This is a genomic window from Corynebacterium sp. LK14 (assembly GCF_008042215.1).
GTDB classification, from domain to species: domain Bacteria; phylum Actinomycetota; class Actinomycetes; order Mycobacteriales; family Mycobacteriaceae; genus Corynebacterium; species Corynebacterium striatum.
In genome coordinates this window covers 1-23,810 of sequence record NZ_NOVQ01000010.1, presented here as the reverse complement: position 1 = coordinate 23,810, position 23,810 = coordinate 1, and the positions used below count along the sequence as shown (strand labels likewise).

The 23,810-nt window shown below is 58.2% G+C and carries 22 protein-coding genes; 2 read left to right on the top strand and 20 right to left on the bottom strand.

Annotation, left to right across the window (positions count from 1 at the left end; translation table 11 throughout):
• The first annotated feature begins 193 nt into the window (after positions 1-193).
• Entirely contained in the window at positions 194-1,507 is a 1,314-nt protein-coding gene (locus tag CHU71_RS06590; protein WP_187272039.1) for a site-specific DNA-methyltransferase, read from the top strand.
• Here the strand turns inward: CHU71_RS06590 and CHU71_RS06585 are convergent.
• Genes CHU71_RS06585 through CHU71_RS06575 form a run of 3 tightly spaced genes read right to left on the bottom strand, consistent with a single transcriptional unit; the run spans position 1,504 to position 5,732 of the window.
• Positions 1,504-2,481: a PHB depolymerase family esterase gene (locus CHU71_RS06585; RefSeq protein ID WP_255456407.1), complete on the bottom strand. Its 978-nt coding sequence runs from the start codon at positions 2,479-2,481 to the stop codon at positions 1,504-1,506. The genes CHU71_RS06590 and CHU71_RS06585 overlap by 4 nt on opposite strands.
• 3 nt (positions 2,482-2,484) lie before the next feature.
• On the bottom strand, positions 2,485-4,260 hold the full coding sequence (locus CHU71_RS06580) for an ABC transporter ATP-binding protein (protein WP_147760561.1): 1,776 nt from the start codon (positions 4,258-4,260) through the stop codon (positions 2,485-2,487).
• A gap of 2 nt (positions 4,261-4,262) precedes the next feature.
• Complete coding sequence (locus CHU71_RS06575; protein ID WP_187272038.1) at positions 4,263-5,732, bottom strand: ABC transporter ATP-binding protein; 1,470 nt, start codon at positions 5,730-5,732, stop codon at positions 4,263-4,265.
• Positions 5,733-5,799: 67 nt separating this feature from the next.
• On the opposite strand from CHU71_RS06575, the gene CHU71_RS06570 reads away from it, so the two are divergent.
• Entirely contained in the window at positions 5,800-6,609 is an 810-nt protein-coding gene (locus CHU71_RS06570) for a class I SAM-dependent methyltransferase (protein ID WP_147760559.1), read from the top strand.
• Here the strand turns inward: CHU71_RS06570 and CHU71_RS06565 are convergent.
• The 17 genes from CHU71_RS06565 to CHU71_RS13015 all read right to left on the bottom strand — a co-directional run bounded on the left by CHU71_RS06565 (position 6,606) and on the right by CHU71_RS13015 (position 23,476).
• Entirely contained in the window at positions 6,606-7,991 is a 1,386-nt protein-coding gene (locus tag CHU71_RS06565) for an anaerobic C4-dicarboxylate transporter (protein WP_147760558.1), read from the bottom strand. The genes CHU71_RS06570 and CHU71_RS06565 overlap by 4 nt on opposite strands.
• Positions 7,992-8,167: 176 nt before the next feature.
• On the bottom strand, positions 8,168-9,793 hold the full coding sequence (gene der / locus CHU71_RS06560; protein WP_005531435.1) for a ribosome biogenesis GTPase Der: 1,626 nt from the start codon (positions 9,791-9,793) through the stop codon (positions 8,168-8,170).
• Entirely contained in the window at positions 9,786-10,481 is a 696-nt protein-coding gene (gene cmk / locus CHU71_RS06555; RefSeq protein ID WP_147760557.1) for a (d)CMP kinase, read from the bottom strand. The genes der and cmk overlap by 8 nt, the downstream gene beginning before the upstream one ends.
• An 11-nt stretch (positions 10,482-10,492) precedes the next feature.
• The gene (locus tag CHU71_RS06550) at positions 10,493-11,413 is read right to left on the bottom strand and encodes a pseudouridine synthase (protein ID WP_147760556.1); all 921 of its coding nucleotides are present in this window, start codon (positions 11,411-11,413) and stop codon (positions 10,493-10,495) included.
• A gap of 138 nt (positions 11,414-11,551) precedes the next feature.
• Positions 11,552-12,097: an SMC-Scp complex subunit ScpB gene (gene scpB, locus CHU71_RS06545; protein ID WP_046645379.1), complete on the bottom strand. Its 546-nt coding sequence runs from the start codon at positions 12,095-12,097 to the stop codon at positions 11,552-11,554.
• A 93-nt stretch (positions 12,098-12,190) separates the two neighbouring features.
• Positions 12,191-12,988 (bottom strand): ScpA family protein, encoded by a 798-nt coding sequence (locus tag CHU71_RS06540; RefSeq protein ID WP_147760555.1) that lies wholly within the window; start codon positions 12,986-12,988, stop codon positions 12,191-12,193.
• 11 nt (positions 12,989-12,999) lie between these two features.
• Positions 13,000-13,872: a ParA family protein gene (locus CHU71_RS06535; RefSeq protein WP_034657531.1), complete on the bottom strand. Its 873-nt coding sequence runs from the start codon at positions 13,870-13,872 to the stop codon at positions 13,000-13,002.
• Between the two features lie 318 nt (positions 13,873-14,190).
• Positions 14,191-15,087, bottom strand: coding sequence for a site-specific tyrosine recombinase XerD (gene xerD, locus CHU71_RS06530; protein WP_147760554.1), 897 nt, complete (start codon positions 15,085-15,087; stop codon positions 14,191-14,193).
• Positions 15,084-15,722, bottom strand: a complete 639-nt coding sequence (locus CHU71_RS06525; protein WP_100087864.1) for an NUDIX hydrolase — start codon at positions 15,720-15,722, stop codon at positions 15,084-15,086. Before CHU71_RS06525 ends, xerD begins: the two co-directional genes overlap by 4 nt.
• Before the next feature lies 1 nt (position 15,723).
• A complete protein-coding gene (locus tag CHU71_RS06520) occupies positions 15,724-16,644 on the bottom strand; it encodes a copper transporter (RefSeq protein WP_147760553.1) in 921 nt (306 codons plus the stop codon).
• Positions 16,644-17,837, bottom strand: a complete 1,194-nt coding sequence (gene steA, locus CHU71_RS06515) for a putative cytokinetic ring protein SteA (RefSeq protein WP_172954271.1) — start codon at positions 17,835-17,837, stop codon at positions 16,644-16,646. Before steA ends, CHU71_RS06520 begins: the two co-directional genes overlap by 1 nt.
• Before the next feature lie 17 nt (positions 17,838-17,854).
• The gene (gene recN, locus CHU71_RS06510; RefSeq protein ID WP_147760552.1) at positions 17,855-19,531 is read right to left on the bottom strand and encodes a DNA repair protein RecN; all 1,677 of its coding nucleotides are present in this window, start codon (positions 19,529-19,531) and stop codon (positions 17,855-17,857) included.
• A gap of 28 nt (positions 19,532-19,559) precedes the next feature.
• Positions 19,560-20,441, bottom strand: a complete 882-nt coding sequence (locus CHU71_RS06505) for an NAD kinase (RefSeq protein WP_147760551.1) — start codon at positions 20,439-20,441, stop codon at positions 19,560-19,562.
• The gene (locus CHU71_RS06500) at positions 20,438-21,247 is read right to left on the bottom strand and encodes a TlyA family RNA methyltransferase (RefSeq protein WP_147760550.1); all 810 of its coding nucleotides are present in this window, start codon (positions 21,245-21,247) and stop codon (positions 20,438-20,440) included. The genes CHU71_RS06505 and CHU71_RS06500 overlap by 4 nt, the downstream gene beginning before the upstream one ends.
• Positions 21,247-21,408: a hypothetical protein gene (locus CHU71_RS12825; RefSeq protein WP_005531410.1), complete on the bottom strand. Its 162-nt coding sequence runs from the start codon at positions 21,406-21,408 to the stop codon at positions 21,247-21,249. The genes CHU71_RS06500 and CHU71_RS12825 overlap by 1 nt, the downstream gene beginning before the upstream one ends.
• Positions 21,399-22,382, bottom strand: coding sequence for an HAD-IIA family hydrolase (locus CHU71_RS06495; protein WP_147760549.1), 984 nt, complete (start codon positions 22,380-22,382; stop codon positions 21,399-21,401). Before CHU71_RS06495 ends, CHU71_RS12825 begins: the two co-directional genes overlap by 10 nt.
• A gap of 2 nt (positions 22,383-22,384) precedes the next feature.
• Positions 22,385-23,476 carry a hypothetical protein gene (locus tag CHU71_RS13015; protein ID WP_255456406.1) on the bottom strand — a complete coding sequence of 364 codons (1,092 nt, stop codon included), beginning with the start codon at positions 23,474-23,476 and terminating at the stop codon, positions 22,385-22,387.
• Between the last annotated feature and the right edge of the window lie 334 nt (positions 23,477-23,810).

Genomic DNA, 23,810 nt, shown 5'->3' with positions numbered 1-23,810 from the left:
GAGTTCGCTCCCGCAAATCTTCTTAGTTAAACCCTTGATCAAAGATTCCTGGTGCTACCGTAAGAGGTCAAGAATTTAATGCCGATACTTGTTTTGGGCAATCCTCGGAACTAGAACCTAAGCGGGCACCTAGTAGAGCTCAAAGTATCGTTAATACCGAAAGTTTCAATAACAGCCGAGGACTACGCGGACTATGCCAACACCCTCCACAAACAGCTCATCCCCCACCGAGCTTCACTCTTTTGCGGATTCGTCTTCTTCTGCAGCTACGCAAGCAACCGAGGAATTCTTTGGGCTCGTGTGGCCAGGCAAGAACTCCGCCGCCCAATTAGCTCACACACCCACCGCACTACACAAGGTGGCACAAAATGGCGAATCAGACTCTCCAAATACTATTTTTGAAGGCGACAACCTGGATGCGCTCAAGGTGCTCGGCTCAGAGGGCTTTAGGGCAGACGTTATCTATATCGACCCGCCGTATAACACAGGCAAAGAATTCGTTTACACGGACAATTACCGCCGAAGGCGAAAAATGGGGTCCGGAAGTTACGGACAATGGCACGCTGAATGGCTTTCCATGATGTACCCACGCCTATTTCTAGCTAGAGGAATTCTAAAGGAGACAGGATTCATTTTTGTCTCGATTGGTGAAGACGAATGCGCGAACCTGCGCAAAATCATGGATGAGATCTTCGGAGAGGACTGTTTCGCCGGGCAACTGATTTGGAAGAAAGGCGGAACCGGCAAGAATGACTCGAAGTATGCCGTTGTAGAGCACGAATACATTTTGTGTTACGCCAAGTCACCAGATAACCCTGGCTTCAATGTGGACGAGGGCGCGCACACATCAACAAACTATAACTTCAGCGACGAGCGCGGAAACTACTCACTGGTTCGTCTAGATTCCAAGACGCTGGGATACCTGCCGACCCTCGACTTCCCCATTACGGATGAGAAAGGCCGTCAGTACTGGCCTGACCAACCCACGGGTAAGGAGAAGGTCGCGCGCTGGCGGTGGGGACGAGAAAAGGTCGCAGCGAATTACGATCAGCTCGTCTTTCGGCGGGGGTTTGTCTATACCAAGAACTATCAAAAGAAAGGGGCTCGTCCCCGTTCAATCTTGGACGGGGAGCGTTTCGGAGTAACCCGCGCTGGACGACGCGACGCTGAAAATGTCATGGGTGTTCAAGGAGTATTTGAGTTTCCCAAGCCTGTCCGGCTCATCAAGCATCTCGTAGCCATTGCCGGTGGACCCAACGCTGTGGTCCTTGATTTCTTTGCGGGCTCAGGAACCACAGCCCAGGCTGTCTTAGAGCTCAACGCCGAAGACTCTGGCAACCGCAGTTTCCATCTCGTTCAATTGCCACAGCCCACTGCTCAGAACGGCCCTGCCTACGCTGCTGGTTTCCGCACCGTGGCCGAAATCTGCGTTGGCCGGGTTTCCGCCGTTCCGGGCGCCACTTTCCGGCACTTCCAGCTGCAAGCATCATCGGTTCAAGACGACTAACTGGTCTTTTTACCCGACTCCGGATCCTCGGTGCCTGCTGGTCTACCCGGAACGCCAAAGAAGTCTAAAACGCGGTCAGTGGCAAAGCCTTGTCCTACCTCTGCTCTGTCGTCAACGCGGCCACCAGGCCAGATGTGTGATCCACCGCCGATGCGGATGTGCTGCAGCGGAGCTTTACAGCCGACCCATGTTTGTTGCAAAGCGTTGTTGACCAGCCGCATAGTTGTGACATCCGTCGTGCACTGATTGCGCTTCCGGTTGGTCTCCATAACCGTGGCCACCGAATCGTATTTTGTACCGTGGCGGGTTCCGCCGTAATACTCCACCACTGGGTCATCGGTGCCGTGCATGTCAAGGCGCCCCACTGGATCTCCGGAACAGTTCTTGTGGATGCCCTCGTAGTAGGCAGCAGAAACCGTGGCGATCGAATGGAAAGTTTCCGGCATGCGGCAAGCCAGGAACGCTGCGAAGCCACCGCCGTTGGACAAGCCAGCTGCGAAAATACGGTTGTCATCGATAGCGTAAGTCGCGCGCAGACTGTCAACCATATCCGCAACGAATTTGAGGTCTTCTTCCTCAGTCGTCTTGGCATACGGTGCTGGCGTCCATGCCTTCTCGACGCCAGCTGGATACACAACAATGGCCTGCGCAGCATTCATCTCTGTGTAGCCTTCAATCGCTTTAGGTTCCTCGCCCCAACCGTGGAAGACCATCACCAGCGGCCAGCGCTTCTCAGTGTCGTATTTCTCCGGAACGTGCACAATGAAGTTACGCCCAGAAGGCAAATTAATGGAGCGGCTTTCCCCTGGCTCTGGGCCATCAAAAGGCGCAGACACCGGTATTCCGAGCTCAGAATTCTTATCCCACAGCGACGCCGATTCCGGTTTTATCGGAGCAGGCGTTGCACAAGATGCCAGGAAAAAGAGGCAGGCACAGACGGCAGCAGTTTTAAGTACGGCATTGGGAGTGAGCACGGGCTAGTCACGTCCTTTCTGCCATGCGTTCCAAAGTTGCCAGTATCGGCCCTTAGAATCTAGCAGCTCGTTATGTGTGCCCCGTTCAATAACACGTCCGCTTTCCATCACTAGGATGCAATCGGCCTGGGAAGCTTGATCCAGTCGGTGCGCAACGATCAGCGCAGTGCGGCCATCCGTCACAGCGTCGGCAGCTGCCTCCAAAGCCCCCGCGCCGACCGAGCCAGCCTCGGCCGTGGCTTCATCCATGACAACCACTGCAGGGTCCAGCAGCAATATGCGCGCCAAAGCGAGCTGTTGCGCCGCGACCGGTTCAAGCTGTATTCCCCGCGCACCGACAACGGTGTCCAAGCCATCAGCAAAGGTGTCTGCCCAGTCTGCTTGGACACCGCGCAGTGCGGCCCACATCTCCTCGTCAGTGGCATTCGGACGCGCCAAGGACAAGTCATCACGCAAAGTGCCTGAAAAGACATAAACCTCTTGGGAAACCAGCGCGAGACGGGCGACTCGCTCGGCGTCGGAAAGCCGCGACACCTCGATCCCATCAACCTGCACTGAGCCTGCACTCGGAACGCGCAACCCCGCAGCAAGCGCAGCGACGGTGGTCTTACCTGCGCCGGACGCTCCCACGAGGGCCACAGTTTGTCCAGGAGCTATATGAAGGTCAAGGTCTTCAACTGCCCACGCATCAGTGTTTTCCTCACTGTCGTAGCTCCTGGCATAGCTGAAGCTAACACCCCGCATAGAAACATCACCCCGCGGCTGCGGCGCACCAGCTGGCGGAATTGGAAGCGGCGGATTAACCGTCACCCCAACGATTCGAGCTAGTGAGGCATAGCCCGATTGAACCGTGTCGAGCACTCGCATTAGCCCCATGAGCGGTCCCCGCAGACGAATGAGCATCAGCATTGCCGCGGTAACGGCACCCACGGTCATCGCACCACTAGAGGTGACCCAGAAGCCGACGAGGAGACCTACCCCAAGCATCACCAGCTCCACCGCGGTAATCCACAGCTGCAGGACCATCATCGTGCGGCGCGCGCTATAACCGTTTTCCACCACGGCACGCGAGGCCTGACTAATGCCGCTGCGCATCCGCGGCTCCATCGCATATGCCCGCACCGTGGCCCGGCCATGAATAGTCTCCAAAACCCTGCGCGCACGCTCAGCCATGGATGCGCGCTCATTTGCATAACGCTGCGGTGCATGCCGCAGATAATTGCGTGCCGCTACAAAGTAGATGGGTCCCGCGCATGCCACCACCAAGAGGTATTGCCAGTCCAAGGAGATTAGAGCCACGGCCGTGGTAACAATCGCAAAGATCGAGCTAGTCAGAACCGGGACCGTCTCAGTAACCGCTGCGGAAAGTTCACTCACGTCATCTGTTGAGCGTGAGACCAAATCACCGGACCCGGCCTCCTCGACGCGGTGGACTGGCAAGCCCAAGGCAGTGCCCACGGTTTCCTCGCGCAGATTCGCAATGACCCTCTCTGTAAGACGTGAGAGCAAGTAGAACCCGCCAGCGGACAACACGGCCGAGGCTATCGCCACGAGCACGAGTTCCACGCCAATCCATGCGAGGCCGCGCAACTCGCTTTCACCCGACACCACCGCATCAACCACCCGGCCTAAAAGGATAGGGATATAGACGTTCGCCACCGCACCGCCAATAAGTAAGAGGAAGGCTACAAAGCTGCGGCGTTTAGCGTGCGCAATCGCATGCAGATGAGCGGCAACCTTCTGCCGTACCTGCGGCCACGTTGCAGTAGGAAATCGCATGGCTACTCCCCCTTCCCGGTGTGTTCGCTAAGCCTCGGCGCCTCAACTGTCTCGGCAACTGCTGCCCACGCTGGCGCATTCGTGTAGACCACGGTGGTTTGTCCCGCGCGTGCTTGGGAGACCCGCTCGGCTATCTTTTGCTCCGTCACGGAGTCGACGGCCGTGGTTGGATCCTGCAAAATCAGGACTTCTGGCGCTGCTGCGATAGCACGTGCCAACGCAACGCGTTGCCGCTGGCCACCAGATAAGGCTCCACCGTTCTCCCCGACGTCCTTGCTCAGTCCACCCGGAATATCCTCGGCGGCCGCAACCTGCAGCGCTTGAGCTGCCACAGCGGAATCCTCATGAATATTGGACTGAACACTGCCGGCAAAAAGGTCAGCCGCATGGGGTGCCACCAAGAAGCGCTCACGTGGTAGGTCATCGAGTTCTTCCGGCGCAGCGCCCTTTACAACGTGGAGACCAGGTCCCCACTGCGGAGCCTGAGGCGTGCTGGCTGCACGGAACGGGCTGTCCAAAAGCTCCGTGATGCGCCGCCCGCTTGCCTGCGCAGCCGCCCACCGGGAAGCAATGTTTTTGCCCATCATCGTCATTGGAGTGATGACAAACTGCGTCAGGCCCACCACGGTGATCAACTCGCCCACTGTCACCGTGCCGTTTACGGCCAAAGCTCCCGCAGCAATCGCCACGGCAATGACGTAGATGGAACCGACTGCCTCCGTTATCGCGTTGAGGCGTGCCTGCGCACCGTTTGCATCAATCGTGCGTTCATAAGCAGCGTCAGAAACCGCCGAATAACGCTTGCGCACTGTGCCAATAGCACCCAAGCCCTTCAGGATGCGCAGGCCTTGTACAACATCTGTCGCCGTAGCTGAGGCCTGGGCCAGCGCCGCCTGCCGCGCACCGGACCGTGAGCGCAAAGGTTTGGCCGCCACCAAGGAAATCCACACAACCACTGGCCCGCCGAGGAGCACCGCAATGCCTAGGGGCACGTTGACCCGTGAAGTCACAATCGCCACGTAGACAATCGAGCAGACCTCAGCCACGGGAAACACCGTCATGATGACGGCCTCGGACACGCGTTTCGCATCCGAGGAGGCAATGGAAAGCAGCTCACCGGCTGTACGCGCACGGCCCCCGATGCCCCGCGGATCTTGAATGCGATCTGTAACCGCCATGCGCAAGTCGTGGCCCACTTCGAGCATCGCACGGGAGAACATACCCCGCGCAAACCAAGCTGCCACTGCATTGAGCGCGAAAATCGCTACGAGAATGCCCAGCCAACGCAGCAATGCGTCGAAGGAATGGATGGCGATCGCGCCGTCAATGGCACGGCCGACGATGACGGGTGTCATACCGTTGCACACGAACGATATCGACATCAAGATCGCAGCGGGGATGGTCTTCTCGCGCCGGGAAAACACGGTTTTCAACAGCCACCGTGGGTCCTTGGGCGCAGGAAGATTCGACATGGTAAGCCATTCTATTTCAGAGCCTTGGATTTTCTGGAACCAGCAAACGCGGTAGGTTATTTTCACTATGTCTTCGCACTTGCCTGAGCCCTCGCATTATCCCAGCTACAGAAAAGCTTCGGAGAAGGAGAATCCAACGTTTCGGGGAGAGGCGCACCGCACGCGCTCAGCACTTTCTTTCGCGCATGGTGCTGATACCTACCACGACGTGCGTCCGAGCTATCCAGGCGAAGTTGCCGAGCTCATCGCGGACGCCCACACAGTCCTTGATGTTGGTGCCGGTACGGGAAAGCTGACGGAGACTCTCACCAACCTCCAGGTGCTCGCCTGCGATCCATCTCCGGACATGACTCGGGTTCTGCGTGAACAGTTGGGGGTTCCTACGTGGCGTTCGGTGGCAGAGAGCACTGCGCTTGGCGACGCCTCCGTGGATGCCGTTGCCTGTGCACAGACCTGGCATTGGGTGGACGTCGCCAAGGCATGCGGTGAATTCGATCGCATAGTCCGCCCAGGCGGCAAGGTGCTCCTGGTGTGGAACACCCTCGACGTTGGTGCCGATCCGTGGTTGCTGCGGCTGGCGCGCATCATGCACTCGGGCGATATTCAGCGACCTGGCTTCTACCCCGAGGTCGCTGCCCCTTGGGAGATCACAAAGGAGCTGCGTCTGAAGTGGAATCATATTCTCACTCCAGAGCAGCTCCATCAGCTCATGCACACTCGCTCCTACTGGCTGCGTAACACTACCAAGATTCACGAGCGGATGACACACAACCTGAACTGGTATTTGTATGAGCACATGGGCTTTGCCGAGGGGCAACCTTTGGAAATTGCCTATCGCACTGATGCCTTTGTGCTCACGCGAGCTGACGCTGCCTAGAGGATGACGGTTGCCAGCAGGGAGCCGACCACGCAGGACGTGAATACGGAGATGGCGCCCGGGATAATGAACGAGTGGTTGACCACGAACTTGCCGATGCGGGTGGTACCTGTGCGGTCGAAACCGATGCATGCCAGGTCGGAAGGATAAGTCGGGAGGATGAAGTAGCCATAGGCTGCGCCGTAGAAACCGACGATGATGGCTGGGTCGATGCCCAGGGACAGGCCAATCGGAGCGATTGCAACGAGGGCGGCAGCCTGGGAGTTAACCAGCTTGGAAACGATGAGCAGCACGATTGCGTATGCCCATGGCGCAGTCTGCACGATACTGCCCAAGTTAGCTTCGAGGGCATCGATGTGAGACTCGAAGAATGTATCAGCCATCCAGGCAACACCGAAGACGGAGAATACTGCCGTCATGCCAGCCTTGAACACAGGAGTGGAAGCGATCTTCTTGTTGTCGACGTTGCAGAAAATGAGGATGATTGCGCCAGCGACAAGCATGACCATCTGAATGACAAGGTTCATCGAGAGGGCCTTCATCTCACCATCCTCGTTAGGGAAGGACGGGCGCAGGACATCAAAGGCTCCGAGGATGACGACGACTGCGATGGCGGTCAAGAATACAACGACGGAGCGCTTGGCGGAGGGCGGGAAGACCTCGTCGAGTAGAGAGTGGCTAGAGGATTGGATGGACTTCGCGAACTCTGGGTCCTTCATCTTCTCCTGGAATACAGGGTCCTTATCGAGGTCCTTGCCGCGACGCAGTGACCACAGCGCAGCGAGGAGGACGCCGGAGAGGGAAGCCGGGATGGCGACCATGAGGATCTGTGGGATGGAGTAGGAAACACCAGTGATGCCAGCGTTCTCAGCGATGATGGATGCCAGGGACACGGTGGCCACAGAAACCGGCGAAGCGGTGATACCCATCTGGGCAGAGGTGGAAGCGACGGCCATGGGGCGTTCCGGGCGAATGCCCTTCTTCAGCGCGATGTCCTCGATGATGGGAAACATCGTGTACACAACGTGTCCGGTACCGCAGAGCACGGTGAGGAACCAGGTGGTCAGCGGAGCAAGGATGGTGATGCGTTCAGGGTGCGCGCGGAGGAATTTCTCCGCGAATTGCATCATCACCTGGAGGCCTCTGGCTTGTTGGAGGGTTGCGGCACAGCCGATGACGGCGATAATGGTCAGCATCACGTCCACTGGGGGCTCGCCCGGCGCAAGGCCGAAGACGAAGACCATGATGATAAGGCCGAGGCCAGAGATAAGGCCTAGGCCGAGGCCGCCGTAACGCGTACCTAAGAGAAGCGCAGAGAGAATGATGATGACTTGGAGGACGATCGCGACTGCTGAGGTCGGGTCGAGAATGGAGGCTAACATGAAGAGCCTTTCTGGAAGTCAATACTTGATTACCCTCTCAGAATATCCGAACGGGCAGAATCACAGACAATCAAAAAGGCGAGCCATTCATCACACTTTTCAAAGTGTAAGAATGGCTCGCCTTTTTGGTATAATCGCAGCGTAACGGCCGTACTGCTAGCGCTTCCCCATCGCGATTAGCGCTTGGAATTCTTTCCGCGGCGCTCGCGCACGCGGACAGCAATGCGCACCGGAGAGCCGTGGAAGCCGAAGCGCTCACGGAACTTACGCTCCAGATAGCGGCGGTAGCCAGCATCCAAGAATCCAGTGGTGAATAGAACGATGGTGGGCGGCTGCGTGGACGCCTGGGTGGCGAACAAGACGCGCGGCAAACGATTGTTCTTCATCGGTGGTGGGTTGGCAGCGATTGCCTCGCGCAGCCAGTTGTTGAGCTGGCCGGTAGAGACACGCTGGTCCCAACTTTCCAAAGCTTCAATCATCGCAGGCTCGAGACGCTGCAGGGCGCGCCCAGTCTGAGCGGAGATGTTCACGCGGGTCACCCACGGCAGGTGGCGCAGCTGCTCGTCGATCTCGCGGTCGAGGTAGTAGCGGCGATCCTCATCCATAAGATCCCATTTGTTGAAGGCAATAACCAAGGCCTTGCCTGCCTCCAACACCATGTTGAGAACGCGCTGGTCCTGCTCGGAGACCTCTTCGGAGGCGTCGATAAGCATGATGCAAACCTCCGCCGCGTCGATGACACCGCGGGTGCGAAGAGACGCGTAGTACTCGTGGCCCTGGGCATTCTTGACCTTCTTGCGCAGGCCGGCAGTATCGATGAACTTCCACAGACGCTGATCAAGCTGAACCAGGGAGTCAACGGGGTCAACCGTGGTACCAGCAGCATTGTCTACAACGGAGCGTTCCTCCGAGGTGAGCTTGTTGAGCAAGGAAGACTTACCGACGTTTGGCTTGCCCACCAGGGCCACGCGGCGCGGGCCGGAGGTGATGGAGGCGTGGCGTGGCTCCTCAGGGAACAGGCGCAGGATCTCGTCGAGAACGTCAGCGCCACCGCGGCCGTGCTGTGCCGAGACAGGCCAGGGATCGCCCAGGCCCAGAGCGTAAAACTCAGCCATGTCGGCGTACATGGTCTCGGAATCAAACTTGTTAGAGACCAAGATGACCGGAACTTCGGACTTCTGCAGCTTGCGGGCCATGACCGCGTCGGTCTCGGTAATGCCGACCTTGGTGTCGACGACGAACACGATGACGTCGGCGGTATTCATCGCCAGCTCTGCCTGACGGGCGATTGCGGCGTGAATGCCCTTCACGTTGGGGTCCCACCCGCCGGTATCTTGGACGAAGAAACGCTGGCCGTTCCACTCGGCGACATAAGAAACTCGGTCCCGGGTCACGCCCGGGTGGTCCTCCACCACGGCCTCACGGCGGCCGAGGAAACGATTGACCAAGGAAGACTTGCCCACGTTCGGACGTCCGACAACAGCGACCGTACAGAGGTTTTCCTCAGTGTGCTGATCATCAACGCCGAACGCGCGGGAGAGCTCCTCCCACTCTTCTTCGCTTAGTGGATCTTCGTCGTTGTCGAAGTCCTCACCAAAGTCGGCTTCACCGAACTCAGATTCGTCGATTTCAGACTCATCAAACTCGTAGTCAAACTCGTTGGCGTCGAAGTCCTCAGGAGCCCAACCGCCGTGTGGATCCCTGACTGTCTCCTCTTCGAGTTTGCCCACTGGATAGTGAAACTCGGTTTCGAAGTCGCCTGAGACGGCATTGTCTTCTTGATGCTCAAAATCCTTAGCCATTGGCGGACTCCTTCACGATGTTAATAAGGGTGTCGAGGACTTCTTCGAGGGTCATCTCAGAAGTATCGACGATGGTTGCATCCTCCGCCGGACGCAGTGGTGAGGTGGCGCGGGAGGAATCAGCAGCGTCGCGGCGTTCAACGCTGGCAAGCACGGTGTCAAAGTCGGAGTCGATACCCGCAGCAACGTTTTGGTCATGACGACGCTGGGCGCGAACAGCGGCTGATGCAGTCATGAAAGCCTTCGCAGGAGCGTCCGCCAACACGGTGGTGCCGATGTCGCGGCCTTCAACGATGGCACGGTGTGCCTCACGAGCGAGCTTGCGCTGCAGCTCAACAAGGTTCTGACGAACCTCAGGTACTGCGGAGACAGCCGAGACGTTGCAGGTGACTTCGTCTTCACGAATGACGCGGGAGACGTCCTCTCCCGCTAGCAGAACCTGCTTGGAATCAGGGTCGTCAGAGACTTCCAACGGGAGGTCTGCAGTGGCGGCGATGACGGCCGCCGTATCGCTGGGGTCCACGCCGGCGCGCAGAACAGCCAACGTAGCCACGCGGTACATCGCACCGGTGTCCACGTACTTTGCGTCGAGACGCTTAGCCAGTGCGCGGCAGGTGGTGGACTTACCGGTTCCGGAAGGTCCGTCGACGGCAAGTATCATGCCGCCTTCAGGCATGTTAGAAATCATCTTCTCCTCCATTACATCCCCACCGCCTTGTACAGGCTCGCGAGCTCGTTGGAGTTCAGCGCACGCAGAATACCGGGCTTCATCTCACCAAGCTGGAGCGTGTGCAGCTTCGTGCGCACGAGGCGCTGAACTGGGAAGCCAGCTTCCTTGAGCATGCGACGGACGATATGCTTGCGACCTTCGTGCAGCTCGACGCGGACCAAGGAATAGCCCTGGTTCTTGTCCACGATCTGAACATAGTCAGCCTTGGCGAGTCCGTCTTCGAGTTCCACGCCTTCTTTCAGAGTGCGTACGAGGCCATTTCCAGCCTCGCCCAAAACAGTAGCGAGGTAGGTCTTACGAACCTCGTACTTGGGGTGCATCAGGCGGTTTGCCAACTCGCCGTCATTGGTGATGAGAATGAGTCCCTCGGTATCGGCATCAAGACGACCGACGTGGAACAGGCGCTGGCCTGCTGCAACACGGTCACCAATCAAGTCGCCGATGCACGGACGGCCAAGCTCATCGCTCATGGTGGACTGCAAGCCACGCGGCTTGTTGAGAATGAAGTACCGGGTCTCTTCGTTGACGTTGATGCGCACGCCATCAACACGGATGACATCGACGTTCGGATCAACACGCACGCCCTGCTGCATGACGATCTTGCCGTTGACCTCTACGCGGCCAGCGTCGATCATGATTTCGGCGTGGCGACGCGAGGCTACGCCTGCCTTAGCAAGCACTTTCTGGAGGCGCTCTCCCTTGGGGTTATCACCAACCAACCAGTCGGCGCCCAAGTCACGAGCTACGGAGTCTGCGGTGGCCTTCTTCTTATTTGCGCGTTCAGGCTTGTCTACGTGCTGACGGCGGGCCGGTTTCGCATTGGAGACAAACATGTCGCTGTCTCGCTTCTTCTTTTCCGGTGTGCCGTCTCGGCGAGCGGGTGGGGTCACGATAAGTGTCCTTTTCAATTGAAGTTATGAAGTTACCTGGGCCATGCTACCCCACTGCTTCCCCACGTGCTAATGCCCAAATGCCTTGTACCGGCCCAATACCGAGCTAGTCTGACCTAATTCTGAGCTAATGCTGCGCTAGTACTCCGCATCAATCTGCTCGAGGTCAGGCAACAGCGGCGCCAGGTCCGGCAGGCGCTCCAGTGAGTCGATTCCCAACAACTCCAAAAAGAGTTCGGTCGTTTCATAACGGTGCGCCAGACCCTCTTGGGGCAATTCCCTAACCAGTCCACGTACGGTCAGCGTGCGCATTACGCCGTCCACGTTAACGCCACGGACTCCAGCGACTTGCGCGCGGGTAACGGGCTGGCGATAGGCAACGACAGCGAGGGTCTCTAACGCAGCGCGGGAGAGCTTGGTTTGGGACCCGTCGAGCAAGAACTCCTCAACCGCATCAGCGTTGTCTTGGCGGGTATAGAAACGCCAGCCCTCGGCGGTCTCCCTGAGATCAATTCCAGATCCGCGGGAATCCAATTCGCGCTGAATGGCGCGCAAGTGGTCGCTGACAACGGACTTCTCGAGTTCTAGGGCACGCGCCAAAGACTCAACGGAGGCGGGTGAATCGATAACCAGAAGAATGGACTCAAGACGCGACCGTTGCTGCGAAATCAGGGGAAGTTCCATGCGGGCAACTTTACTGCACGAAGACCGTGCGCCAACAAGCCACTAGCGAGACGCAAAAAGCACGGTCTCTCCCCTATCCTCTACTTGCTGGAACTAGTCCCAATTGGCCGCTGCCACAACGGCTGGGTCGACGTCAAGGCCGGTCCACGACAAATCCAGAGGGCCTAAGGACTCGGGCTGCTCGGCTTCGACGGCCTTCGCTTTATACAGCTCCAGCAGAGCTAGGAAGCGGCCCACGACTTCCATCGACACCGTGCAGTCACGGGTCAACGCATCGAAACTCATCCATTGCCCTTGCCCGAGAAGCTTGAGGGTGCTGAGAATCTTGCCGGCCTGTCCCGGCACTGACACCGCTACTTGGTGAATGTGCCCAGTTCCCACTTCCTCAGGCGGCTTAGGCCGAAATACGCTGGCAGCAATCTCTGCAAAGGACGCTGGCGTGTGCCCTAGGCGCACCGGTGGCAACAAGTCCACAAAGGGTTGCTCGATAGACACCGCCCGCGGATAGCGGCGGCGAGCTTCGCGCTGCCATTGCGCGAACTGATCGGCAACCTGCTTATAGGCCTTGTACTGCAAAAGACGTGCAAAAAGCAGGTCGCGCGTCTCAAGGAGCTCGAGGTCATCAAGATCATCTACTTCCCCGCGCGGCAACAAACGAGCTGCCTTAAGGTCCAGCAAAGTTGCAGCCACCAACAGAAACTCTGTGGTCTCATCGAGATCTGCCGTGGTGCCAAGCTGCCGGGTGTACTCCACGAACTCATCGGTGACCTCAGAAAGCGCGACCTCGGTCACGTCGAGCTTCTTGGACTGGATCAACTGCAAAAGCAGATCAAAAGGGCCCTCGAAATTGCGCAGCGCAATTCGAAAGCCCGTAATCTCCGGTTGTGTCACGTGGCCGGCACCTAAACGTTGGAGCGCTCGATGACCTCTTTAGCGAGGTTGCGGTACTGCTGAGCCGCCTGGGAGCTCGGCGCCCAGCTAGTAATAGGCTCACCCGCCACCGAGGTCTCGGGAAAGCGAACAGTGCGTGTGATGACGGTGTCAAAGACCTTGTCACCGAAGTACTCGACCACGCGGTCCATCACCTCACGCGCATGCTTGGTGCGGCGATCGAACATAGTGACCAGAATTCCCATGACTTCCAGGTCAAAGTTAATGCGCTCGGAGACCTTCTCCACGGTATCGGTCAGCAGAGCAAGGCCGCGCAGGGAGAAGAACTCGCATTCCATAGGGATGATTACGCCCTGCGAACAAGCCAACGCATTGACGGTAAGCAGGCCAAGCGAAGGCTGGCAGTCAATAATGATGAAGTCATAGTCGCGGCGAATCGGACGCAATGCACGCGCCAAGGTGTGCTCGCGGCCCACCTCATTAACCATTTGAATCTCCGCAGCGGAGAGATCAATGTTCGCCGGTACCAAGTCCAGGTTAGGAACCGAGGTGTGTTGAATCGCGGAGTGAATCGACGTTTGGCTGTCAAGCATGACGTCATAAATGGTGTCTTCGATCTGGTCATGCGTGAGACCCAAGCCTGCGGACAAAGCACCCTGCGGATCAAGGTCAACGAGCAGGACTTTACGACCTAGCTCAGCAAGGCACGCACCCATGTTAATGGTAGAGGTCGTCTTACCCACGCCGCCCTTTTGGTTACACATCGAAATGATGGTGGCTGGACCATGCTTTTCCAGCGGAGCCGGTTCTGGCAGCTCACGGATAGGACGACCAGTCAGCCCAACCTGCGCTTCAGAGGCTGAAAACAGTCCCTCTTCACTCACAGTCACACCTGCTTCCTTGACCACAATTCGATCATAAATACGATCTCACACCGCCACGCGGACAGCTCATTACAACGTTGTGATTATAGAGTACCCTCTTCACCCTAAATATCGCGATAATGCGTGACTATCCAGCCTGAAGACTTGAATTAGTGAAAGAATCACCGCGTCGGCCAAAGAACCACGCCAACTGAATCCTTATTCGGGTCGTGCAGAGTCACGACCAACACCGCCGACTGCAGCCGAGTTAATGTTCGCGTCCACACCCGGAGTATTCCTGCCTCCAAACTGGAAGGCGCAATGTTCAGAGACTCAAGCCTAGGCTCTCGGATGGGCTGTACGCCAAACTTCCCGCAACGAATCCGCGGTGACATGGGTATAGATCTGCGTCGTCGTCACCGAAGAATGACCCAGCAATTCCTGTACCGTACGCACATCGGCGCCGCCTTCCAGCAGGTGGGTGGCGAAGGAATGGCGAAGCGTATGCGGGGATATTGACTTGTTCAATCCAGCACGCTGGACCGCAAGTTTGAGCGCAGCCCAAGCGCTTTGCCGCGACAATGCACCGCCACGTGTATTAAGGAAGAGCACGTGCGACTTTCCCTTCGATAACACTGGCCGCGCACGCACTAAGTACTCCTCAACCGCTTTCTGTGCCTGCGAACCCACAGGCACCATGCGCTGTTTGTTACCCTTGCCTGTCAGGACCAGAATCCCGTCGTTATCGCTCATATCGTCCACGGACAACGCGATGACCTCGGAGATACGCGCACCCGTCCCATAGAGTATTTCCAGCAGCGCACGGTCGCGAATATCAATTGGCGTCGCGGTCTCCCCATCCGGCACTGAGTCAATGAGTTTTTCTACCTCGTCCACGCGCAGTGTTTCGGGCAGGTGCGCAGCGTTCTTGGGAGGCGCCACCTCCCCGGCCACGTCCACGTCAAGTACGCCCTCAGCCACGCCAAACTTGTGCAGACCTCGTGCCACGATCAACGCCCTGCTTGCCGACGCCGCGGCTAGCCCACCGCGCAAAAACTTCAGGTATTCCTCGACCATGCCACGGTCGACATCCGCGAGATCATCAATCCCATTGTCCGCCAGCCACCCCAAGTAGCGACGAACATCGCGACGATAGTTGCTCAACGTGTTTGCCGAAGCCCCCTTTTCCACGGCCAGGTGGTTGAGCCACGTTTGGGCGAGTGCTTCCGCTTTCACAGCTTCTTCAGGTCTGGTCCTAGTCGACGCCCCGCCATCGACTTTGGACGAAGTTCGAAAGGCTCGTCAACGCTGCGCGGGGTTCGACCACCTCGCAACACCGCGTACGCGGCAAGAATTCCCGTACACGCAATGGAGTTGGCGATCTCACCGGAGATGACTTGGTCGACGGCATCGTCAAGCGCCACCCAAGCAAAGCCCATGTCTGCTTCCTCGTCCCCCTCAGCGGCCAGCCGCGGCGCTTCTGACAAATCCCGCGCTAAGAAGACGCGAACGGCCTCCTCACAGAAGCCCGGCGAGGTGATGATGTCGGCAAGCACCGACCAATCCTGCGCAGCCAAACCTGCTTCTTCCTGGAGCTCTCGGCGCGCCCCAGTTAGCTCATCTTCGCCCTTAATGTCGAGTAGTCCTGCAGGAAGCTCCCACAAACGGCGGTCAACGCTGCGACGGTACTGATGAACCATCGCAATGCGCTCCGCGTCGTCAATAGCCACGATGGCCACTGCACCAAAATGCTCAACGACTTCTCGGAAGGCAGTGGTGCCACCAGGCATAACTACCTCGTCTCGGCGCACGGCGATAATCGGGGCGTCGAGAAGCAGCTCGCTTCCCACGACCTCAAAATCGTGAGACATTTTAGATGTCCTCCGGCAGTGCAGGCGCAGCCGCATCAGCGGACGCCGCGGAGCCATAGGCTCCCTTGCCGCCGTCGAGCTGCTCCTTGACCGCCATCACAGCAGCCATACGGGAAACAGTGCGATTGCTCGAGTCGACAGTGGAAATCCCGGACTTCTCTTCCCGCAATCTACCAATGATTCGATCATCTGCGGTCTGCTCCACTCGTGCTGCCACCACGGTGTTTCCACCGGCCGCATCAAATGCCTTGAGGAAGTTCACTGAAGCTTCGGTGTAATAGCCGGAAACGCCCTTGCCACCGACATACACCACTGCCTGAGCAGGCAAGATAGTGCCGTCCTCGTAGTCGATGTAGCCGGCGTCGCGAAGCGCCTGCAAAAGATTTGCGCGGTCCTTAGTCGATGAAAGAGGTTCCGTGGTCTTTGGATCCATCAACAGTGCTGCACCCAAAGCCTGACCGGAGTGCGTGCCTGCATCCACATTCTTGGTGTCGAGCTTTGTTCCAGCAGGAAGCGCATTTGTCACCAAAGACAAAAGCTTATCCGCGCCTTCCTGGCGGAAAAACTCATCGGTCAAGGTGATTTGTCCTGCGTCTTCTGCGTCAGCAGACTTCAGAAGATCGCGAACAGCACGGACATCCCCTTCATCGGCCTCGCCCGTCGCAATGACCATAACTGGACGCTGTGCGAGGCTGCCATCGACTACCAAAGGAGCGAGCTTATTCATCACCGAGTCGCTTGAGTCAGCTTGCGCCTTGAGAATGTCTTCTGACTGCGCCTTCTTCTGGAACTCCTCGCGCAGAGAATCATCTCCGCCTGCCCCGCCAGAAGGCATGTTCGGAGCGATGGCCAATGCGCCCAAGGCAACGCCAAGAGCCGTACCAAACCCAAGTCCCGCGACGAGAAGCGGCTTAGCTCCCATTACTTAAACCACCCCTGCACGCTCAATGCAATGTTGTTCCACGTATCAATCAAGTTCTGGCCAAAGGAAGCGTCACCGCCAAGTCCCACGATGAGGACAATTGCTGCCAGAGCTACCAAAATACCCAGAACAGCCCACAGCCAGCCGGTGTTGGTCGAGCTGGGCGCGGTATAGAGGTTGATAACTGCATCGGCATCGACCAACCGAGTGCCGGCCTTCATGCGAGAAAGCAAGGCTGCCGGAGTTGCGTGGGCTTCGTTGGCAAAGACATCATCGAGATCGATAGAGCCGCCGACCTGAACGATCATCTGCGCTCCATGGTAGTCAGCAAGAAGCAATGCCAAATCCGTAGCGGAGTCTGTTGCCGCCGGGAAAGTCATTGCGCCGATGCCTAGATCCTGGATGCGCTCAAGGCCTTCAGCAGTGCCGTCTGGTTCCGCCGGAAGGATAACCCGCGCGCCACTGCGCAGGGTCTCAGAGCTGATCGCGGAAGGGTCGCCAACGATAAAGTCAGGCTTGTATCCCAGCTCCGCTAAGGTGTCCGCAGCACCATCAACACCGATGATGATGGGTTCATACTCGCGAATGAAGTTGCGCAGCAACTTGACCTTGTTGCGGTGATCCTCCGAAGGAGAAACCACCAAGACCTTGCGGCCGGCCATCTCTGTGCCGGAATCGGGAACGCCTAGGCCATCGATGAGCAGCGGCCCTTCAGCGTGAATGAACTCGATGGAGTTTCCGAAGTACGCCTCCATGTGGTCAATCAGCTCGCGCTGTGCTTCAGAGAACTTCTCCTCCGCCTTCTCCCGAGTGACGATGCTGCCAGAAGCAATCTTCTTATCGCCAACGAAGACGGTACCTTCTTCGCTAATGCGGGCCTTCTTGCCATCCTTGAAGCTGGAAACGAACTCCTCGCCCACTCCCTCAACGAGGGTGACATCGGCGTCGAGAAGCATGTGCGGACCGTAGTTAGGGATTGATCCGGTGGTGAACTCTGCGACGTTGATGACTGCGGCAGGTTTGATATCGACCAGCGTTTGCGCTTCTTGGCGCGAAATGTTGGCGGCATTGATGACGGCAAAGTCACCTTCGGCGAACTTCTTCATGCCCTTTCCGCCTGGCGTGCAGTCGCGCAGCGCGCCGTGTTCACCAGGCAGATCGGAATTTCGGGAAAACAGACTCATGCGCCACATTCTCCCCCGTCACGACATCAATGTGTGGAAGGCGCGCGGAACTGAGCCACTTCTGATTGGGCGCGATCAAACAATTCCTGCGCGTGCGCACGCCCCGTCTCAGTGTCGTCGAGGCCAGCGAGCATGCGCGCGAGCTCCTCAACGCGTTCCTGGGGGCTCAAGTCGCTCACTCCCGAGGTGAACTTCTCCTTGGATACGTGCAGGTGAGAGTCCGCATAGGCGGCTACCTGGGGCAAGTGGGTCACCACGATTACCTGGTTGGAGGTTGCAAGCCGCGCTAGACGACGCCCAATCTCCACCGCCGCGCGACCGCCAACGCCCGCATCTACCTCGTCGAATACGAGGGTTCCGCCATCGCCGTCGGAGAGCACAACCTCCAGCGCCAGCATGACTCGGGAGAGCTCACCGCCCGAGGCCGCACTAGCCAATGGTTTGCCGTTGAGCTGGAACTCGACTTCATCAGCACCCGTCTTCGAGTACTTGGTCTGGCGAACGTCCACCGTGAGATCAGAATTCGGCATGGCGAGGCCGTGGATTTCCTCCGAGACTAACGAGCCTAGGTTCTTGGCGGCCTTGGTACGAACCTTGGTCAAGGCGACGGCTTTTTCGACCATTGCTTTCTCGGCTTCCATCACTTTGGCACGGAGCTCATCCAGGGCTTCGGCCGAGGTATCCATCGACTCAAGTTTGGCTGCGGCTGCGTCGCGCCACGCCAAGACACCATCGATGTCCGCGGCATACTTGCGGGTCAACTGCTTGAGATCCTGTTGGCGGCGCAGAGACTGCTCTAGCAGGTTTGGGTCTGCTGGCAGCGCACCGAGGTATGCGCCAAGTTCGCTAGCAATGTCGGAGAGCTGGCTGGTGAGCTCGCTGAGCCTCTCACCCAGCGCTGCAAGCTCTTTATCGGTTGCACCCACCAATGCGCTTTCGGCGCGCCCCAGCAAGCTGGACGCGGCCTCCGCATCATCGTAGGAATCCTCGCCATCAATGGCGGACAGCGCTGTGGCGGCAGCCTCACGAAGGGTATCGACGTCCTGCAAGCGTTGAATGAGGGTGACCAGCTCGGCGTCCTCGCCAGGCTCCGGTGCGACTTCGCCGATCTCTTTGAGCGCAAACTGCAGGCGGTCTACTTCCTGGGCCAGCTCGCGCCGCGACTCGGTACGGTGCTTGTAGTCTTTGGCTAGCTCACGCCAAAAGCGAAAGGCCTCTGTATATGCCTGCCTAACGGCCGCAATTTTGGGATCCGAGCGATCAACTGCTGCGAGTTGCTGCTCAGGAGCAAGGAGTCGCAATTGGTCATTTTGGCCATGGACCGTGAGAACGTTTGAGGAAAACTCGCCCAAGGTAGCGGCGGGTACTGCCCTGCCGCCGAGGTAGGCACGCGAGCGCCCTGCCGAGGACACGGTACGAGAGACGATAAACTCACCGTTTTCATCGGGATCGCCGCCCACGGCTTCAACCACTTCCGCTGCCTGCGGATGCGAGGTGGCGAAACGTCCTTCAACAGCTGCCTTTTCTGCACCATCGCGTACACGCGATGCGTCGGCGCGGCCACCGGCAAGCAAACGCAAGCCCGTGACAACCATGGTCTTACCAGCGCCGGTTTCGCCGGTGAGGACGGTAAGCCCCTCGGCGAACTCCGCCGAGGAGCGTTGGATGACACCTAAGTCTTCAATGGTGATGTCAACTAACATGCGCTAGCTACACCTGCCTTTCTGTTACTTAGCTTTGCGGGCCGCGCCATCCGTGGACAGGCAAGTGCAGCTTGGACACGAGCCTGTCGGTGAAAGGCTGATTATCAAGGCGCACCCATTTGACCGGGTGTGCACCGCGGACTGCCTCAACGCGGGCACCTGGCGGCATGGAAATTTCGCGGAATCCATCGAGGATAACAATCGCGGGTGTGGTGGCTGTCGCCGACTCTACCGCGATTTTGGAATCAGGTGAGACCACCAAGGGCTTGGTAAATAGCGCGTGGGCATTGTTCGGTACTACCAACAAGGCATCCAGCGAGGGCCACAGGACCGGGCCACCTGCGGAGAACGCATAGGCCGTAGAGCCCGTGGGAGTTGAAATCAGGATGCCGTCGCAGCCGAAGGAAGAAACGGGGCGGCCATCTACTTCCAGGATGGCGTCCAGCACACCAGAACGGTTGAGGTTTTCAACGGAGGCTTCGTTAAGGGCCCAGCCACGATCCAACAAGCGACCATTGCAGTCTGAGACCTCAATATCGAGGGTCAAGCGGTCCTCGACCTCATAGTTGCGGTCGATGACTCGGACGAGCGCCCGCTCTAGCGATTCTGCTTCCCACTCAGCGAGGAATCCAACGTGCCCGAGGTTGATGCCCAACACTGGAACGTCCACGGCACGTGCCATGTCGGCGGCACGCAGGAAGGTGCCGTCACCGCCCAACACGAGGACAAGCTCGCATCCCGCGGCAGCAGCCGGAGTGTGCTCGACGTGTTGCAGGTTTGGCAGGACGTGCGCAGCGGCGCTCACGCGCACCTTGATGCCAGCGTCCTGCAAGATTTCCGCGGCGCGAATGGTTGCTTCGAGGTTGTCAGCACGGCTGGCGTGCGGAACGAGCAAAATTTCGCGCTTCACTGGGGCCCCTCCTCGATGGCCACACGGACCATGTCTTCAATGTCTTCTTCTGAGGTTACCCATCCGTCTTTGACGAGCCACAGGAAATACTCAACATTTCCGCTCGGGCCAGGCAAGGGCGAGGCTGCAACACCGCGCACGCTGACGCCCAGGGTTTGCGCAAAGCCGGCAACGTCTTGGGTTACTTCCTGACGCAGCTGCGGCGAGCGTACGACGCCCCCTGCCCCAATGCGGTCCTTGCCAACTTCGAACTGTGGTTTAACCATCGGCAGCAACCAAGCGCCGTCAGCCATAACGTCCACGATTGCGGGGAGAACCAGTTTGAGGGAGATGAACGAAAGATCGCCCACCATGGCGTCGCAAGGCCCTTCCGTGAGCTCGAGAGTCAGGTTGCGGATGTTGGTGCGGTCCATGACCTTGACGCGGTCGTCGTTCTGCAGGCGCCACAGGAGCTGGCCATAGCCGACGTCGACGGATAGAACTTCGCGGGCCCCGTTGCGCAGGCAGACATCGGTAAAGCCGCCCGTGGACGCACCAGCATCCAAAACACGCTTATCCTTGACATCAACATCAAAAGCTTCTAAAGCGCCGAGTAGTTTGTGGGCACCACGGGATGCCCAGTCATCGGCCGCGTCAGCTTCGACCTTGATGGAGACCTCGGGCTCGACAACCGTGGCAGGCTTCGATGCCTTGAAACCGCCAACCGTTACTCGGCCGCCTTTGATCATCTCGACAGCCTGCTCTCGCGAACGAGCAATTTTCCTGCGGACTAGTTCCGCATCCAAACGACGCCGCTGTGGTGGCATTAGTTCTCCTGCAAGGCCTCACGCAAAACCGCGTGGGCACGGTCTAACTGGGCTACTTCTTCGCTTAACGAGGCCGCTTCGACACCCAAGATTTCAGACATTGCATTATCGACCTCTTCTGGTGCCATGACGGCCCTGGGATCATGCGGCTTTATCGCCATGCCGCAACAGCCTTCTCTGCGAATTCACTGCGTGGCTGAATATAACGCGGCGGCTCGGGCATCGCCCACGCAACCTCCAGTACTGTGCGCAGTGCTTGGATGGACGTTGACTTGGATTTTCCCCCCTGCAACACAATGTCATAACCGTCGACGCGGGCACGGAAATCTCCTTGCGCACTTGGTTTCGCCACCGCTGTGGGCAGAGAAAGCTCATGGAAACCCGCACCAACAAAAGTAGGTCGCTGCTCTACCGGGGCTTCGATGAGCTCCAGCTCTCCAGAGACGCCAGTCAAGACATGGAAAGTGTTCATAGCTGCAGCGTTGCCACCGGCGATATCCGTGTTCAAGCGGTCGCCGACAGCCAGAGGTTTCTTAGAGCCGACCTTCTTGGCGGCATAGGCGAACATGGCAGGCTCGGGCTTTCCCGCCGAAATGGGCTCTACCCCAGTAGCCGCAGCCACAGCTCCAACGAGGGCACCGTTGCCCACGGCGAAGCCACGCTCGGTGGGCAACGATGTGTCCAAGTTCGAGGCGTAGAACTTAGCACCATTGTTGATGGCATAAGCAGCCTCAGACAACTGTGCCCAGCCCACACACTTGTCCATGCCTTGCAGAACAGCTGCCGGCTTGTCATCGGCGCTGTTGACTACTTCGTAGCCGGCGTCACGAGCAAGAGCGCGGAAAGAGTCCGCACCAATAATGAGGACCTTGGAGCCAGCTGGTATCTCAGCGCCCATGAGAACCAAGGCAGCCTGCGCAGAGGTGACCACATGTTCGGCATCTGCGTGTAGACCTATCTCCCGGAGCATCTCAGAGACTGCCTGCGGGCTACGCGAGGCATTGTTGGTTACATAGACCGCCGGGACGCCGCAGGAGTTGATGACGTCGACAACGCACTGAAGAGGCTGACCGCCCTCCCAGACGGTGCCGTCAAGGTCCAAAAGGAGGGAGTCGTGAGCTTTAAGGATGTTCATTTCTAGATCTCGGCCAGGCGCTCAGTTGCGTCGGTCCAATCTCCTTCATCAATCTTGACGGTGTGCTTGAACCACTCGGTGGCCTCATCATTTCGGCCGGCTTCGAGCAGCGCATTGGCGTAAGCGTAGGACAAACGGCAAGCGGAAAGGCCGCGTGCTTCCTTGGTGGGGTTAGCTCGCTGAATGGTCACGACTGCCGACTCTGGCTGCCCCATGTCAATACGGGCGCCGGCGACGACGATGGCAAGCTCGATAGCGGAATCTGGGTCCAACTTGCGAGCCTCTTCACTACGACCAAGTTCAACGGCCTTTTCAGGACGGCCAAGACCGCGTTCGCAGTCAGCCATGACCGCCAAGAGGCCAGGACCGCCAGAGATACGGCGCGCGGCACGCAGCTCAGAGAGGGCTTCCTTCCACTCGCCTGCGTGGTAAGCAGCAATGCCGTTGGCTTCACGCGCTACGGCAACGCGGCCCGCACGATCCTTGGCGGCACGTGCGTGACGCAATGCGAGCTTAGGATCATCGTCCATCCAGGTGCCAGCCATGATGAGGTGCTTGGCCACAGCCTCCATGTTTTCCTTGGACAGTGAACGCAAATCCTGAAGAACAGAAGGATCAAGATCCTCGATATCGATGTCCGAAGGAAGGTCCGGATCGGTCATGCGGCGGTTAATACGCTCCTCGCGGTAGCCGGAACGCTGCGGATGCGCCTTGCTCTTGTCGTTCCTGTTGCGGCCATTACCACGACGCTCATCACGATTACGGCCGCCACGGTTGCCATTGCGGTTGTCTTCACTGCGGCCGCGACGATCATCGCGCCCTCCACGGCGATCGCTATTTCGATTCCCACGTCGGTCATCGCGGTGATCGTCGCGACGGTCATTATCTCGGTAGTTGCGGCGGTTCTCGCGGCGCTCGCCTCGATCCTCTCCACGGAAATCATCACGGCGTTCTCCGCGGCGTTCTCCGCGGCGCTCATCGCGACGATCACTACGGCAGCGCTCATTACGGGCGCCATAGCCGCGACGACCTGAGCCACCTTTACCGGACCCGTTGCCGCCATCATTACGACCGTTGAAACTGCGTTCAGACATTCAGCCTTACTCTCTTCTTGATTAAAACTCGTCCGTTTCTAACGGCCTAGTCTACAGGCCTTTATGGACAAGACAGAAACTTCTACCCTACGCATTACACGGCTGATATCCAATTCAACCCAACTAAGCCAAACAGAACCAAATAGCAAAACCAACATGCGAAACATAAGGCGCTGACGTTTAGCCCCAAGTAAAACAAAACGGAGCCTCGAATACCACGCTAAAGCCCGGACGCAACCAAACACTAGAGATCATGTGGGTTCTACACATGGATGAACTATCGGCAATTGAAGTAAAACGTCAAGTAGCGCCTGTGCTGTTCCGTTGTTTCGGG

Excerpts from the sequence above, each read along its gene's own strand:
- CHU71_RS06580 (WP_147760561.1), bottom strand. The coding sequence starts at position 4,260 with ATGCGATTTCCTACTGCAACGTGGCCGCAGGTACGGCAGAAGGTTGCC.
- CHU71_RS06525 (WP_100087864.1), bottom strand. The coding sequence starts at position 15,722 with ATGTCTCACGATTTTGAGGTCGTGGGAAGCGAGCTGCTTCTCGACGCC.
- der (WP_005531435.1), bottom strand. The coding sequence starts at position 9,793 with ATGGCTAAGGATTTTGAGCATCAAGAAGACAATGCCGTCTCAGGCGAC.
- CHU71_RS06575 (WP_187272038.1), bottom strand. The coding sequence starts at position 5,732 with ATGTCGAATCTTCCTGCGCCCAAGGACCCACGGTGGCTGTTGAAAACC.
- CHU71_RS06565 (WP_147760558.1), bottom strand. The coding sequence starts at position 7,991 with ATGTTAGCCTCCATTCTCGACCCGACCTCAGCAGTCGCGATCGTCCTC.
- CHU71_RS06570 (WP_147760559.1), top strand. The coding sequence starts at position 5,800 with ATGTCTTCGCACTTGCCTGAGCCCTCGCATTATCCCAGCTACAGAAAA.
- CHU71_RS06495 (WP_147760549.1), bottom strand. The coding sequence starts at position 22,382 with ATGAACATCCTTAAAGCTCACGACTCCCTCCTTTTGGACCTTGACGGC.
- cmk (WP_147760557.1), bottom strand. The coding sequence starts at position 10,481 with ATGATTTCTAACATGCCTGAAGGCGGCATGATACTTGCCGTCGACGGA.
- CHU71_RS06500 (WP_147760550.1), bottom strand. The coding sequence starts at position 21,247 with ATGCCACCACAGCGGCGTCGTTTGGATGCGGAACTAGTCCGCAGGAAA.
- recN (WP_147760552.1), bottom strand. The coding sequence starts at position 19,531 with ATGTTAGTTGACATCACCATTGAAGACTTAGGTGTCATCCAACGCTCC.
- CHU71_RS13015 (WP_255456406.1), bottom strand. The coding sequence starts at position 23,476 with ATGTCTGAACGCAGTTTCAACGGTCGTAATGATGGCGGCAACGGGTCC.
- scpB (WP_046645379.1), bottom strand. The coding sequence starts at position 12,097 with ATGGAACTTCCCCTGATTTCGCAGCAACGGTCGCGTCTTGAGTCCATT.
- CHU71_RS12825 (WP_005531410.1), bottom strand. The coding sequence starts at position 21,408 with ATGGCGATAAAGCCGCATGATCCCAGGGCCGTCATGGCACCAGAAGAG.
- steA (WP_172954271.1), bottom strand. The coding sequence starts at position 17,837 with ATGTGGCGCATGAGTCTGTTTTCCCGAAATTCCGATCTGCCTGGTGAA.
- CHU71_RS06520 (WP_147760553.1), bottom strand. The coding sequence starts at position 16,644 with ATGGGAGCTAAGCCGCTTCTCGTCGCGGGACTTGGGTTTGGTACGGCT.
- CHU71_RS06590 (WP_187272039.1), top strand. The coding sequence starts at position 194 with ATGCCAACACCCTCCACAAACAGCTCATCCCCCACCGAGCTTCACTCT.